We start from the raw sequence: 11,722 nt of genomic DNA on the forward strand, positions 1-11,722 counted from the left end.
ATACATTATGCATAGTGAAGCGGGACACCAGTATCACAGAGAACAACACACCATCCCCCTGTCAATGCCGGGTTTCGCATCCCGGCCAATGTGTATATTTTTCCGCCGCTTGAAAGACGGATTTACTATTACAGAGGGATCGACTATGCAAAAACGATTTAAGGCCGTGCTGGTATCTTGCCCGCTAACTGGCCATCAGCGTGAAGTGTCGCCCGGTTTTGCCGCCCGGATCACTGGCCGCAGCTTGCGCACCGCCCAACGCTGGACCGCTGGCGCCAGGATGGACAAAGCCAGCCGTCAGCTTTTGCAAATGCGCGTGTTCGGTGTGATTCCTTGGGGCGCCTGGCAATCGTTCCGGCTCCGTGACAGCTTCATTGAGAATGTGGACACCGGCGAAACTTGGACGCCCGAGCAACTGCGCGGGGCATGGATCAGGTTCCAGCAATTGCGCGAGTACCAGCGGCCTGCCACTGGAACCCCCGCCAGGCGCATGCGGATCATTAAACGCTAGTTCTCGCAAGCATCCGACCCGAAGACAGCCGGCCACAGGTGTTTTTCTATGCGCTTGACTCTCTGCTGAGTCTGCCGGTTGTCCTTTCGCATCATCACCAGGACTGCGAAGGTTGCTATCTGCGCCGCTTCGCCCACCCCGTTGATCATCTGCATTAGAATTTCCATTCTCGCCCCGCTCCATTTCTTCCTTGTGTTTTTCTTCCGCGTAGTCTGCCGCTGCATCGCTGCCCGCTTTGGCAATGGTGCCGATGATTGCAGGCGGCACGTTCGCCAACGTCAGCGCGGTGCCAATGATCGCCGTTAACAGGGCTTTGCCCCAGTTGTGCCGCAGCACTCCCCACAGCTTTTCCATATCAGTTCCCCGTGATGGTGTCGGTTGTTTTCGCAGCCTTTGGGGCCAGGCCCAGGTCTGCCGCTTCATTCGGGTGGAGCCAGTCATAAATCTGTCCACCCAAGGTCCAGTTTTCGTTACCGGTCACAGACTCGCCCACAGCATTGACGCCGCCATAGAACACGTTATCCCGGCTTGTTGGGTCAATGGCTTTGCCAATAGCCGGCAGTCCGTTTTTCCACAGCAGGTAGCCGCCAACGGCCACCACGGCGCCAATGCCAATCAGCTGCTTATCGGTGAACAATGCCATTACGCCCACCCTGCCCGGCTTATTCCGTCTGCAATGGTGGCCATGCTGTACGGCTGCTGCCCGTTCTCGTGCTGAATGATTGCCTCTACCAGTCGCCGCAGTTGGCCGGCATCCCATGCCAGGGGCTCAGTGGGTGCCACACCCACTTTTGCGGCCACAGCGCGAACATAGGCACTTGTGTTGTTCTCTACGGGTGGCGCCCACCGGTTAATGATTCCTTGGACGGTGTTCAATCCATAGCGGTCCCGGTAGTTGCGAATGATCTTTGCCAGTGCGCGGATACCGTACACAGGATCAATGAACGTAAAGAAACGGCTATCCGGCTGGATATCGGCCAGGCCCTGCCATGCATCACCGGTTTTCTCGATGTTGCCGGGGTTGTTGTTGCGAATGCCACGGGGCAACGATTTGTCATAAAACTGGTTTGGCGCGTCCATGCTGCCCCCTGATAGAAACGGAATATTCACATCCAGCAGCCCGGAGAAATCCAGATCCAGGCCGGGAATGGTGGCCGGCTTATGCGGCGAGGCACTGACCTGGCGCGATACCACCCAGGCCAGGCCCGCCAGGCCGGCGAGTGCCAGCAGGCGAATCATTAGCAGCCGCCAACCACTACTGCAGGACTTGCCACCGTTAAATCCCCGTAAACCTCACAAGTGGTCGAAGCGTCTGCAGCCTCTTTCACGTCAACCGATACCCGAATCTTGGACGCCCCCACCGCCGCCACTAAGTCGGCCTCAAGCTCCCCGGTGATAACTTCGCCGCTGTCCAGGTTTACCGACTCAACACAAAACACATTGACGCCATCAGTCAATGACACATCAACAGCCCCGGCTGTCGTCGGCTGATTTAACACCAGCTTGTAACGGAACTTGCCCGTTACAAAACTCAGGCGCGCCATGTCTCCCAATGATTCCCTAAAAACAACCGGCGTTTCATATACACCATCTGCCACGGAATCCACCGCAACGGGATCAACCGGTCCGATCTCAAACCCCAGGCGCGTAACTGATGCGAATACTGTCATTCCGAAGCCCTCTATTTTAACAATTGATTATCAATGGTGAGTGTCACCCGGCCCGGAAACTTGGCGGTAAACCAGTCCTCAATCCCGGCCCGCTTAAATGTTTCTGCGCCTGATTTCGCTATTACCGTCTGCCCCGGCATCTCAATGCCGTAAACGTGATCCAAGTAATCATCCGGGGCCGGATGGCCCGTCCACATTTCAATAGTGGCCCGGATTATTTCCCCGGTTGCAACATTAAAACCACCTTCCAGGTGTGCATAGATTTCCGCTTTCAGTGGATTACTAGGCCGACGCATCAGCCGCGCACCCTTTCCGCACTCGATAGCGTGTGCCTCGCCCGCTCCGTAAAACTTTGTGTCCTCTATGCAGATCGCTTTAACGGTAAGACCAACAGCGATAACCGCGAATCCTTCATGCTCCCAAACACAGCCCGCATCCGTATTGCCTGGCAACACGCTTACCGGCTCAATTTCGCCGCTCTCCGGGTCTAGGATGCCATCGCTGCCCGATCCGGAACCCATTAGGAACCACTTTCCGCCCCAAGTTGAAACGTCGCCATCATTGTATGGCGCAACCTGGAACGTCTTTTTTTCCTGCATCGTTTGACGGTCAATAATCACAAGCGAATCGTTGATAGGCGTCACTATTGCCAGCTCGTTTCTTTCTGGGCTGTATGCTAGGCCCGTCGCCGCTCCGGCGGCGTAGCCATCCGGCAAAACGCCTGATAAGTCGGCGTATTCGATGACCGTGCCGGCGCGGGTCACTTCGTAAAACTCGCCGCCACGAGTTAACAGCATCACTGTATTTCTTGCGGTGTTAAACTCAATGCCGACAATTCTGTCGCTAATGCCGCCGCTTCCGCCGCTTTCACCGCTGTAGATTCTTTTAAAGTCAATAACCCCCCGTGAAACGCCATCCCTTGAATAAAACGCTAACCACTCCGGTTCCAGGTCTTGCGTTTTTACTGTCAACAAGATTTCATCCGGCCCGATCATTTCAGCGCCATAAATAGAATGATCGCCCCCGCTGCCTGCATCCTCCACTTCGAACTCAAAAACCGTGTCACCTTTTTGGTAATCCCTTGCTGCCCTGCTGGTTAGCGTTGCCATTAGTGACACATCAAAACGGCTATCAGGTATAAACTGTCCCGCGCTGTTCCTCACCCCCGGATTAACCGTCACTTCCCCTTGGATTATCTGACTGTTGTAATCGCCTTCACCCACGACCAGCCTCACCGCGATAGGGTTATCATCGTCCAGGTTTTCAATTAGGAAGTTACGGAAACGCTTTTCTGGGCGCAGCTTGTCGCCCACCCTGGCAGTGACCGGCTGGCCGTCAATGATGATTCGGAAAGGGCGATCTGCGAAGGAGCAGAAAATAAAATCGCCGGCAGCGTCTACAAACTGCTGCCCGCCTGCCACTACGGTTTTTCTTACCTCATCCATCAGTTACGCCCCATCAGTGCAACGGCGCCCAAGCCGGCAACGGCAAAGGCTACCCATTTCAGTGTTTCCGCCGTATCCGACGCGCCGCCCGTGCCAATGCTTTTTACTGTGCCAAGCGCCTGCGTTATCGCCTGCCCCGACCAGTATTGTTGATTTTCCACGCTGTCCAGGGACTGGGTGACGGCCTCGCGGATCGTGTCTCCAACTTGCCCCAAGGCATCATTGCCAAACCCGAAAGCCTGCGCGAATGCATCGGATGCTACGGCCTGATTTGCGGCCAATGCGTCCCGCAATACTTGCGGGTCCGCCGTGGTCACATTGATTTCATTACTTACTGTGTCCGCGCTGCCTACGTTCGCGGCTGGACCGCCCCCCGCATTGTTGAAAATGTAATCTTCGCGAATGTTGGTGACGTTGGTTGTCTGTTTGCTTGAACTGCTGCCGCCCATATCAGGCCCCTGCTTTTGAGGTGCCGCCCCCACCGCTCATAGAGTCGGGCGCGGCTTGCTGTCCTTGCGTCGGCTGTTATCCGACCGATTCCCTTCTGCTTGGCAAAGTCACACAGCCAAGCAATCAGGCCCTGCCCCTCTCTGCCCGCCAGCGCGTGAACAATCAGCAACAGGCCGTCAGGGTCTCGCCCCGCTTCCACCACCATGGTGGCGGTGCCGGAACGGAACAGGGCCACCCGGCGGGCTTCCCAGTCTTCGCGCAACTCTTGCGCCGCTGTTGCCCCGCTGGCGCTGACCACCCTCTCGTGGTCAGCGTCTGTCCAGGTGTCCGCTTTTACCGGCGCTTGCTCAGGAACCACACGGCCCCCGCCGCCAGGCCAGCCAGCAACAGCGGATTCATACCGCCGAACATTGCCGCCGGCCCTGTCGGTGTGCCGGCATTGCCAGCCCCGGAGAAATTCACCACTGGCCCGCCCAAATCGATTGGACCCAGGATGGTGTCGCCCGTCGCAGAGGGGCCGGCATTCCCGAAGGTGCTACCCTGGCCCGCCTGCAATGAGCCGCTGAGTGTTCCCAAACCGGCCAACATCACTTCACCGCCTTATAAATCACAAGCGCCGCGACGCCGATCATTGCCAGGGTTCCCATTTGCCCCAGCTGGGCGCCAAGTGCCGCCACTTGCTCACCCTGCTGCTTCACCGGGCCACTGTTGGGCGGTGGGCTGTCTTCCGGGCGCACGGTTTCGGGCCGGCTTCGCACTTCATTGCCCTTCTGGGCCCACTGGCTGACGCTGCCATCAAGCCAGTCCTTCGCGCCGCCCAGTACGCTGTCTGTAGCGCCGGTGAAGAAATCCCCGGCGCTACCTTTCAGCTCATCGAACCAGCTCATACCGCCCCCTTACGCTTTCAGCGTGCCCAGGTACTCGGTAATGATCGGCATGTTTGCTTCTGCGCCGGTCATGTTGAGGCGGAAACGGAAATCCTGAACGCCCATGGTGCTGATTCGGCTACCGGAATAACCGTCTTCGGTCTTGTCCAGCAGGGTCCAGCCAGATTGCTGGCTGCGCTTGCCATCGGCCAGGCGCCGGTTATTCAGTGCGCGGGTACGCTCAAAAATTTTCACGTTGTCCCGGTACACTTCCATTTTGTCCACGGCCTCGGTTTTGAAGAAGGCGCGACGGATCAACGCACGGTTGGGCGTGTTGAAATCCAGATCCTGGATATCGAACTCGCCGGCACCGCCCACCTGGCGGGTGGTTTTCACGATATGACGCACCAGGCCGGCACCGCCGCCGATAGCGTTGGACACGGTGGCGTAGACCTCCAGCGCGGGCGCCAATGCACCGCCGGCAATATCAATTTGCACTTCTGCGCTGGTGATTTCGTCGGGCTGCGGGTCCATGCCAGCGGGGCGCCCCACGTTCAGCGCGGTTTCCTCGATACCCTCACGGATACGCATGCCCAGGGAGTCAAACGGCACCACCAGCAGACCACCGGCAGCGGCCAGGCCATCGGTCTGGTTCATCATGTCCTGCTCTTCAAAGGACACACGGCGCACGTTTTCGGTGTTGGCCACTACCCGCAATTCCGGATAATCAGCCAGGGCGCCGGAATACTTGATAATCAGCAGGTGATAACGCAGACCTGTGGGCAGTTTGAAGTATGCAGTGCCCCCCGCATTAATGCCCTGCGGGCTGACCAGCTTCATTTCGTTACGCTCTGCGGCGAGAATGCCAGGCATAGCAAAGTCCCTTTTACTTGGCGGCGCTGGCGACAGCTTTTAGCGCGCCAATGCCTGAATTTTTGAAAGCAAAAAACACCGCCCCAATTGCCAGCGCGGTCACAATCCCTGAAACCACAATCGTGGGATCGGTGTTTTTCTTGATGTAATCGACCGGATCGGTCATGGCTTACTGGCCGTTAACGATCTTTTTCGCCTGCGGTACCCGGTTAATCACGGCCAGCAGGGCGATGGTGATCGCGGCAGTTTTCAGAACGGTCTTGTTCATCGGTAAAATTCCCATGGTTGCCAATTAAAAAACCGGAAATAAAAGCGCATCCTTGCGCGGCTCCTTCCCTGGTTCTCGGTGTGCCAGGTGGTGGGCCTGGCTGGTGTCGGCTTTTACGAAACCATGGCGCTCAGGTTTTTCGTCAAGCACAAAAAAGGGCGCCGAAGCGCCCTAAACCTATAGGTTAAAATTAGTGTTATTTTTCCGGCTTTGGCCGGTACTCTATGGTCACTTTTTCCGGTTGCTTACCCTTCTCACACTTCCAGAACGTCAAGGTATTGGGCTGGATTTCCGCGATCTGCTCCACCGTCAGCCCGGCCAATTTTGCCGCCGCTTCCCGGTCTTCCGGGTCCACAAAACCGATATATTTAACGTGCGCTTGCCGCCTGGCCGTGGTCGGCACTTCCGCAGCCCGCTGGCCCACCGTGTAGAGAATCCCGCCATACTTCCGGGCGCGTCGCTGCAAGTTACCGAAGGCGCCACGCGCCGGCCCGCTGGTGCCGGCGAATTCTGCCGCTTCCTCCATGATGATGTGCGTGTCATAACGACCGTCCAGCGCATCGAACGTGCATTTGCAAAACCGTTCGAAGTCCTGCGGGCTTTCGCCCTCCCAGGCCAGGCGGAAGTTTTTCCCGGTTTTCAGCGCCCGCATTACCTCCTTTGCCCATTCCGCCCCGGTTTTGAAGTGGTGGACAACGTGGTCCCGGTCAGGGTCAAACGCCAGCACCCTGACGCCCCTGTCAGGTATCAGGGTCCGCAGCATCTGGCTTTTGCCGGCGCCGGTGTCCCCGATCACCAGGACGTGGCGCGCCGGTTTGCTGGTGTTTTCGTTAATTGCCATCAGTGCCGGTTCCCTGTTGCTGGCCGTCATCGTTGGCGGCAGGTTTTTGCGGCCCCTGTTCCTGGTTTTGCATGGCCACCGTCAGCGCCACACGCGGGCCAATGATCGCGACCCCAGCAAACAGCAAACCCAGTTCCGGCCCTATCTTGGTTTCCCCCAAGTACTTGGTTAACACCGCATCCGTGGCCGTGCCTATTTCCTTGGCTTCGCCGTCCGACAGGTTCCAATGCTTGCCAGCCCGAAGCGCCACCAGTGAAAACCCGGTTTGGTAAAGCTGGGCGATCTGGTCCGCGCTGACCGCATCGTCCTGCACTTTCTGGTTTTCTCCCGGTTTTCCTTCGCCTGCCGGCTGGTACTCACCCGCCAATGCTTCCAGGTTTTCAGCGTGATGCTCGGTTTCGGCGCCGTCCGTGGCGTCTCCCGGTTTTTTCCCGGTTTCCGGTCCCGGTTTCTTTTCACCCGTCATAGGTTTTCATCCTCATCGTCCAGCAGCCAGCCAAGCAGCCCGCCGCTTCTCCTGGTTTTGCCGGCATCCGTGCCGGTTTCCTGTTCCCCCGGCACATACTCGCCGGGGTCATTCGCTGCCGGCGCTTCCGGCTCGGCCTGCTGGCTGACTTTCGGCGCCGGCTTAGTGTCCAGGGGGCGCATGTGCTGCTTTATCCATGCCTGACCAGACGGCCCACGGGGCTGGATGCAGCCGCACCCGCTCGACGTGGTACCACAACGGTAATACAGCGACGACGCCACCCCGCCCCGGCCAATTTTGCTGGTGTGCACCGTGGCTTCATTTCCGCACAGTGCACAGTTCACGGTGCCCACTTGCTCCCGGTTTTTAACTGCCATTTTTCCTTTCCCTTGTAGCGTCTCGGTATTCTTCTGCCGCAGTTTTAAATGCATCCACTTCCGCCACCAATAAGTCAGCCGCAAGCACCTGCGTTGCACTTGGCCTAGAGTGGAGCCTGTCAGGGTGAAGATTCCCTATTCCTTCACGGGCATGTTTCAACCGCTCCCATCTGAGCATCAGCTCACCTTCTGCTTCCAGAAAGCGCCTGTTTTCTTCTGAATCAAAGTAACTCGGCACCGTTTCCCACTCCTCTTTCCTGCTGGCCCGATATCGAGGGTCGCCCATCACCACCACCGTACAGTTATTGACACAAGTCCAAGGCGGCTGCGCCGCTGAAAGGACAAGACCACCGCGCCGCGATGCCCTGCCCCTGGCCAGTCATTCGCCCGGCCAACTCCTTCAACCAGGCCGGGACACCCTTCACCCCGGCCAGGTCATCATCTGACCGATTCAGCACCGGCACCTCTTGTTGCTCCGGCCTCCGGTGCTCAATCTCCCACCGGTAAAAGCGGGTCAGACAGGGGCGCTCCTGCGCCTGATCTGTGCCCCCGGTGCGCTCCCAAATCCACAGCCCGAACACCTGCCCCTTGGCCGGGTCGCCGTAGCGCGTTGTCCCCGGCAGTATCTCGCCGGTTTCATCGTCCAGGCTCTCGCCCTGCACCCAGTAGGCAGGGCGCACCGGACGCGCTTCACGGGGCAGGCTCGGCCCGCCCATGTATTCAACGAATGAGGCCCAGTCGCCCTGATCTGCTGCCTGGCCTGCTGCCTCCACGGTCACATTCCCGAATAGATCCGCCTGCAAACCCGGCTCACTCTGTGACCACAACCTGCGCAGCTCCCGCCACACGGTCACGGACGGCCCGCCTATCTGCTGGAATTGGTGAATGCCCCAGGTGCTGGCCCAGGCCCTGACACGCTCCGCGCCCTGTGCCATATCCAGGCCGCTATCATCGTCCTGCTCGTTCAGGTTGGCGCCGTCAGTGTTTTTGGCGATGTACTTCGCAACGTAGCCCGCCGCCGTGCCCTTGGCCGGGTCAATTGCTTTGGCATCGAATCGGTATTTTTGAGCGCCTGGCTCGTTCGGGTCATCTTTCAGCAGGTAGCGACGGCAGATATGCCGCGCCTGTCGCCGGTCATCTGGATGCATGAACACCAGCAGATGCCAATGGGGGCAACCGTCATGGTGTGGCTCTGCCACCCTGAATCCGTAGATACGGATGCCATTACGGGCCATGCTGGCGCGAATCTGTGACCACAACTTGCACAGCCACTCTTGCGCCTGTTTCGGGTCCGCCCCTTTCCAGCGGGAGTTTTTCACCGGCTTGCAGGCTTTTTTGATCCACCGCATCCGGTGCCAGCGACTGGCCAGAGTGAATGTCCAAAACTCGCCCACATGGCCCCGGCCCTGTGCCACCTCTTCAAAGCCACGCATTCTCACCATCAGCTCATGGCGCCGGTTGGTCAGGTTGGATGGTCCCAGCTCGGCCAGCTCGGCAAGGGTGTATTCTTGGCCGTCTTCATTGGTAGCTACCACCTGCTCCAGGGTTTCCAGGTTCCGCGCCTGTGCCGCCCGGTAGCGGTTCATATTCCAGTCATCGACATAGGCTTGTCGGTACTTGGCCACCTGGCCCCGCAGCCTGGCCAGCCTGCCCACCTCTCTCGCCTGCAACGTGCGAACCTGACGACGCCACCACTTGGCACAAACCAGGCGCCGCGCCCATGCGATCAACTCACACTCTTCCGCGTGATCCGGCACCGGCCAGGCCAGCCCGTAGCGAGTTGCCACCAGGCAGCATTCATTCAGGCCAGCCACTGCCCCGCCGTTCTGCAACAGCTTTGCGCACTCTTTCACCCGGCGATCACAGAACGCCCGGATATCGGCATCGTCCGCCGCCAGATACAGGTCATCACGAATCAGGGGGGAAAACTCGTGTAGCTGGCGATTGGCTTTGACGTAGCCGTGACGCTCGGCGGCTTTCAGGTAGCCGCGACCAACATCACCCCAGGCAGGGCCAGCAAAGTCCGCCGCCCAGGGAATGTTTCCCTCAGCAGCGCCGAATCCGTCATCGGGCAGCGTCTTGGCCATGTGCCCGCCCAAGACAGCCAGGCGGGCAAGTTGCGGGGACTGGATGGCGGCGCGGATCATTCGACCGTCCCTCCAACAAACCGCCAGTATGGCCGGGCCTGAAACCGCCAGTATGTCCGGGCCTCTCCATCCTCTACCCGCCAAAGTGCGCCGCTATCCGTGAGCGCGAAGGTTCCCGGCACCCATTTATATGGGGAAGTTATCGGGCTATCCGGCCCTGTTACACAGCCCAGGGCATGGCACCACCCCACCTGTATTGCGTTGCCATTCCGGTCAACCTCAAACAAGACTGCACCGCCCTTCTGTTCACGCTCCCAGCTTTTTGACTCTTCACAGATTCGCGCAAAATCCTCTTCTGACAAATCTGTCATCACGCCACCCCCTGCCAGCCGCACAGAAACAGGGTGCCGACGATCACCAGGCCATGGGCCACATGGCGGGCGCGGGTTACGGATTCGGGGGAATACATCATGCCGCCTTCCCCTTCTGCTGCTGTTTCGGTGCCGGTGGCCGGATAGCGTCGATAAGGGGACGCGATACCGGATCAACAAGCCGCAGATGCTCGGCCTGCTGTTCGGCACGGCAGGTGCCCAGGATCCCTTGCAGGCGCTCGGCAGTGCCCGCCCAGGCTTTCACGCACTCGAACAGCTTGTTGCGCTCTCGGCGCGTCATGGCATTCATGACAAAGGTGGTCGGGTCGATGCCCAGCCCCCGGAGAATGAATTGCTTTTGTGCGGTGTCCAGTTCGGCCCATACCGCTGTTTCTGGGTCGGACGGCTGGCGAATGTCCAGCCACTTGGCGCAGGTTTCGCGAAGGGTTTTCATAGCGTCACCTCCGGCACCTTCCCACGGTACAAGGCGTCCGCCTTTTCCTTTTGGATTTTTGCCAAGGTGGCAAATGTGATTTTGTCGGCCCACATCATGGCCGATAGGTAGCCGGTCAAAACCCTTTCGGCACCAATGGCGTTTTGCCAGTACATGCTATGGACCGGGTGATCTCTGCGCCCGTCCAACTGGCGCAGCTCTCTGCAAAACTCCCCGAAAACATGCTCTAAACCTTTGTCACGCGCTGCCCATGCCTTTAGCGTTTTCATGCCTGCACCCCCTGAGCCGGTGCGCAGAATGCCAGCGCGTCCAGGTTGTCGGCTTCCAGCTTGGCGGCCAGTTTCAGCAGCTTTTGCTCCATCTCTCCGCATTCGGCGCTGCTATAAAAACCGCCTTTCAACCTTGGCAGGTCGTACTCTCCGAAATACTCATGCAGTGCATAAGCCATATCGGTCAGTTCTTCCGGTGTGATCTTGATAACGTCCATGGGTGCCAACCTCGTGGTGTTGTTATTCGGTGTCTGCCTCCGGGATCAGGGCCAGGGTGGCCCGTCTCCCGGTTGGCGAGGACATCACACACCTAGTTGGATATGGGTGTCAAACAGGCGGTTAGGTGTGGCATAGCACACCTAGTTAGGCATAGACTGGTCAGGTATTGACAGGGTGGTGCCTGTCTGTTCTCGGTGTTTAAAAGGTGTCAAAAATGGACGTTCAACTCTCTACGATCGCGCTCGCAGATCGTCTCAAGTTATTGATTGGTAAAGAATCTCTCTACGCCCTTGCTAATGAATTGGGCGTCTCGTGGCAGTGCGTGAAAAACTGGTATTCACGCGGAACCGTCATGGATGATGAAACCGGCATAAAGATTGCCGAACGGCTCAGAATGAACCCGGAAACCGTTGTTTTGTGGCTCCAGGTTGAGCGCATGGAAAAGAAAGGAAACGACAAATTGTCGCAGTTGTGGCGGCATATCGCAGAACAAAAAGCCGCCTAGAATCATAGGGTTATAGGTGCCCGGCCCTGCTTCCGGGCACTTACCTTTTT

Annotated in this window: 19 protein-coding genes; 1 reads left to right on the forward strand and 18 read right to left on the reverse strand. The window is 58.3% G+C overall.

Annotated features, from left to right (window positions below):
* Window positions 1-184: 184 nt before the first annotated feature.
* The 18 genes from A0251_RS17470 to A0251_RS16920 all read right to left on the reverse strand — a co-directional run bounded on the left by A0251_RS17470 (window position 185) and on the right by A0251_RS16920 (window position 11,166).
* Window positions 185-865: a hypothetical protein gene (locus tag A0251_RS17470; protein ID WP_156478313.1), complete on the reverse strand. Its 681-nt coding sequence runs from the start codon at window positions 863-865 to the stop codon at window positions 185-187.
* A 1-nt stretch (window position 866) separates the two neighbouring features.
* Complete coding sequence (locus A0251_RS16840) at window positions 867-1,154, reverse strand: hypothetical protein (RefSeq protein WP_062817999.1); 288 nt, start codon at window positions 1,152-1,154, stop codon at window positions 867-869.
* On the reverse strand, window positions 1,154-1,750 hold the full coding sequence (locus A0251_RS16845; RefSeq protein ID WP_197461975.1) for a hypothetical protein: 597 nt from the start codon (window positions 1,748-1,750) through the stop codon (window positions 1,154-1,156). Before A0251_RS16845 ends, A0251_RS16840 begins: the two co-directional genes overlap by 1 nt.
* On the reverse strand, window positions 1,750-2,181 hold the full coding sequence (locus tag A0251_RS16850; RefSeq protein WP_062818000.1) for a hypothetical protein: 432 nt from the start codon (window positions 2,179-2,181) through the stop codon (window positions 1,750-1,752). Before A0251_RS16850 ends, A0251_RS16845 begins: the two co-directional genes overlap by 1 nt.
* An 11-nt stretch (window positions 2,182-2,192) precedes the next feature.
* Window positions 2,193-3,626 (reverse strand): hypothetical protein, encoded by a 1,434-nt coding sequence (locus A0251_RS16855; RefSeq protein ID WP_062818001.1) that lies wholly within the window; start codon window positions 3,624-3,626, stop codon window positions 2,193-2,195.
* Entirely contained in the window at window positions 3,626-4,075 is a 450-nt protein-coding gene (locus tag A0251_RS16860) for a hypothetical protein (RefSeq protein ID WP_156478314.1), read from the reverse strand. The genes A0251_RS16855 and A0251_RS16860 overlap by 1 nt, the downstream gene beginning before the upstream one ends.
* 334 nt (window positions 4,076-4,409) lie before the next feature.
* A complete protein-coding gene (locus A0251_RS16870; protein ID WP_062818004.1) occupies window positions 4,410-4,664 on the reverse strand; it encodes a hypothetical protein in 255 nt (84 codons plus the stop codon).
* Window positions 4,664-4,963, reverse strand: coding sequence for a hypothetical protein (locus tag A0251_RS16875; RefSeq protein ID WP_062818005.1), 300 nt, complete (start codon window positions 4,961-4,963; stop codon window positions 4,664-4,666). The genes A0251_RS16870 and A0251_RS16875 overlap by 1 nt, the downstream gene beginning before the upstream one ends.
* A gap of 9 nt (window positions 4,964-4,972) precedes the next feature.
* Window positions 4,973-5,815 carry a major capsid protein P2 gene (locus tag A0251_RS16880; protein ID WP_062818006.1) on the reverse strand — a complete coding sequence of 281 codons (843 nt, stop codon included), beginning with the start codon at window positions 5,813-5,815 and terminating at the stop codon, window positions 4,973-4,975.
* 13 nt (window positions 5,816-5,828) lie between these two features.
* Window positions 5,829-5,981, reverse strand: coding sequence for a hypothetical protein (locus A0251_RS17475; protein ID WP_156478315.1), 153 nt, complete (start codon window positions 5,979-5,981; stop codon window positions 5,829-5,831).
* A 298-nt stretch (window positions 5,982-6,279) separates the two neighbouring features.
* On the reverse strand, window positions 6,280-6,924 hold the full coding sequence (locus tag A0251_RS16885; protein WP_156478316.1) for a DUF87 domain-containing protein: 645 nt from the start codon (window positions 6,922-6,924) through the stop codon (window positions 6,280-6,282).
* Window positions 6,914-7,390, reverse strand: coding sequence for a hypothetical protein (locus A0251_RS16890; protein WP_062818008.1), 477 nt, complete (start codon window positions 7,388-7,390; stop codon window positions 6,914-6,916). The genes A0251_RS16885 and A0251_RS16890 overlap by 11 nt, the downstream gene beginning before the upstream one ends.
* Window positions 7,387-7,767, reverse strand: a complete 381-nt coding sequence (locus tag A0251_RS16895) for a hypothetical protein (RefSeq protein ID WP_062818009.1) — start codon at window positions 7,765-7,767, stop codon at window positions 7,387-7,389. The genes A0251_RS16890 and A0251_RS16895 overlap by 4 nt, the downstream gene beginning before the upstream one ends.
* A complete protein-coding gene (locus tag A0251_RS16900; protein WP_062818010.1) occupies window positions 7,757-8,053 on the reverse strand; it encodes a hypothetical protein in 297 nt (98 codons plus the stop codon). The genes A0251_RS16895 and A0251_RS16900 overlap by 11 nt, the downstream gene beginning before the upstream one ends.
* A gap of 16 nt (window positions 8,054-8,069) precedes the next feature.
* Window positions 8,070-9,914, reverse strand: a complete 1,845-nt coding sequence (locus A0251_RS16905; protein WP_062818011.1) for a replication endonuclease — start codon at window positions 9,912-9,914, stop codon at window positions 8,070-8,072.
* Between the two features lie 408 nt (window positions 9,915-10,322).
* Window positions 10,323-10,679, reverse strand: coding sequence for a hypothetical protein (locus tag A0251_RS16910; RefSeq protein ID WP_062818012.1), 357 nt, complete (start codon window positions 10,677-10,679; stop codon window positions 10,323-10,325).
* Window positions 10,676-10,948, reverse strand: a complete 273-nt coding sequence (locus A0251_RS16915; RefSeq protein ID WP_062818013.1) for a hypothetical protein — start codon at window positions 10,946-10,948, stop codon at window positions 10,676-10,678. Before A0251_RS16915 ends, A0251_RS16910 begins: the two co-directional genes overlap by 4 nt.
* Window positions 10,945-11,166: a hypothetical protein gene (locus A0251_RS16920; RefSeq protein WP_062818014.1), complete on the reverse strand. Its 222-nt coding sequence runs from the start codon at window positions 11,164-11,166 to the stop codon at window positions 10,945-10,947. Before A0251_RS16920 ends, A0251_RS16915 begins: the two co-directional genes overlap by 4 nt.
* 215 nt (window positions 11,167-11,381) lie before the next feature.
* On the opposite strand from A0251_RS16920, the gene A0251_RS16925 reads away from it, so the two are divergent.
* Window positions 11,382-11,672, forward strand: a complete 291-nt coding sequence (locus tag A0251_RS16925) for a hypothetical protein (RefSeq protein WP_062818015.1) — start codon at window positions 11,382-11,384, stop codon at window positions 11,670-11,672.
* Window positions 11,673-11,722 lie beyond the last annotated feature (50 nt).

This window comes from Alcanivorax sp. NBRC 102024, from assembly GCF_001602235.1.
In the GTDB taxonomy this organism is placed as follows: Bacteria; Pseudomonadota; Gammaproteobacteria; order Pseudomonadales; family Alcanivoracaceae; genus Alcanivorax.

Excerpts from the sequence above, each read along its gene's own strand:
- A0251_RS16910 (WP_062818012.1), bottom strand. The coding sequence starts at position 10,679 with ATGAAAACCCTTCGCGAAACCTGCGCCAAGTGGCTGGACATTCGCCAG.
- A0251_RS16855 (WP_062818001.1), bottom strand. The coding sequence starts at position 3,626 with ATGGATGAGGTAAGAAAAACCGTAGTGGCAGGCGGGCAGCAGTTTGTA.
- A0251_RS16895 (WP_062818009.1), bottom strand. The coding sequence starts at position 7,767 with ATGGCAGTTAAAAACCGGGAGCAAGTGGGCACCGTGAACTGTGCACTG.
- A0251_RS16880 (WP_062818006.1), bottom strand. The coding sequence starts at position 5,815 with ATGCCTGGCATTCTCGCCGCAGAGCGTAACGAAATGAAGCTGGTCAGC.
- A0251_RS16850 (WP_062818000.1), bottom strand. The coding sequence starts at position 2,181 with ATGACAGTATTCGCATCAGTTACGCGCCTGGGGTTTGAGATCGGACCG.
- A0251_RS17475 (WP_156478315.1), bottom strand. The coding sequence starts at position 5,981 with ATGACCGATCCGGTCGATTACATCAAGAAAAACACCGATCCCACGATT.
- A0251_RS16905 (WP_062818011.1), bottom strand. The coding sequence starts at position 9,914 with ATGATCCGCGCCGCCATCCAGTCCCCGCAACTTGCCCGCCTGGCTGTC.
- A0251_RS16890 (WP_062818008.1), bottom strand. The coding sequence starts at position 7,390 with ATGACGGGTGAAAAGAAACCGGGACCGGAAACCGGGAAAAAACCGGGA.
- A0251_RS16845 (WP_197461975.1), bottom strand. The coding sequence starts at position 1,750 with ATGATTCGCCTGCTGGCACTCGCCGGCCTGGCGGGCCTGGCCTGGGTG.
- A0251_RS16840 (WP_062817999.1), bottom strand. The coding sequence starts at position 1,154 with ATGGCATTGTTCACCGATAAGCAGCTGATTGGCATTGGCGCCGTGGTG.
- A0251_RS16860 (WP_156478314.1), bottom strand. The coding sequence starts at position 4,075 with ATGGGCGGCAGCAGTTCAAGCAAACAGACAACCAACGTCACCAACATT.
- A0251_RS16920 (WP_062818014.1), bottom strand. The coding sequence starts at position 11,166 with ATGGACGTTATCAAGATCACACCGGAAGAACTGACCGATATGGCTTAT.
- A0251_RS17470 (WP_156478313.1), bottom strand. The coding sequence starts at position 865 with ATGGAAAAGCTGTGGGGAGTGCTGCGGCACAACTGGGGCAAAGCCCTG.
- A0251_RS16870 (WP_062818004.1), bottom strand. The coding sequence starts at position 4,664 with ATGTTGGCCGGTTTGGGAACACTCAGCGGCTCATTGCAGGCGGGCCAG.
- A0251_RS16875 (WP_062818005.1), bottom strand. The coding sequence starts at position 4,963 with ATGAGCTGGTTCGATGAGCTGAAAGGTAGCGCCGGGGATTTCTTCACC.
- A0251_RS16900 (WP_062818010.1), bottom strand. The coding sequence starts at position 8,053 with ATGGGCGACCCTCGATATCGGGCCAGCAGGAAAGAGGAGTGGGAAACG.
- A0251_RS16925 (WP_062818015.1), top strand. The coding sequence starts at position 11,382 with ATGGACGTTCAACTCTCTACGATCGCGCTCGCAGATCGTCTCAAGTTA.
- A0251_RS16915 (WP_062818013.1), bottom strand. The coding sequence starts at position 10,948 with ATGAAAACGCTAAAGGCATGGGCAGCGCGTGACAAAGGTTTAGAGCAT.
- A0251_RS16885 (WP_156478316.1), bottom strand. The coding sequence starts at position 6,924 with ATGGCAATTAACGAAAACACCAGCAAACCGGCGCGCCACGTCCTGGTG.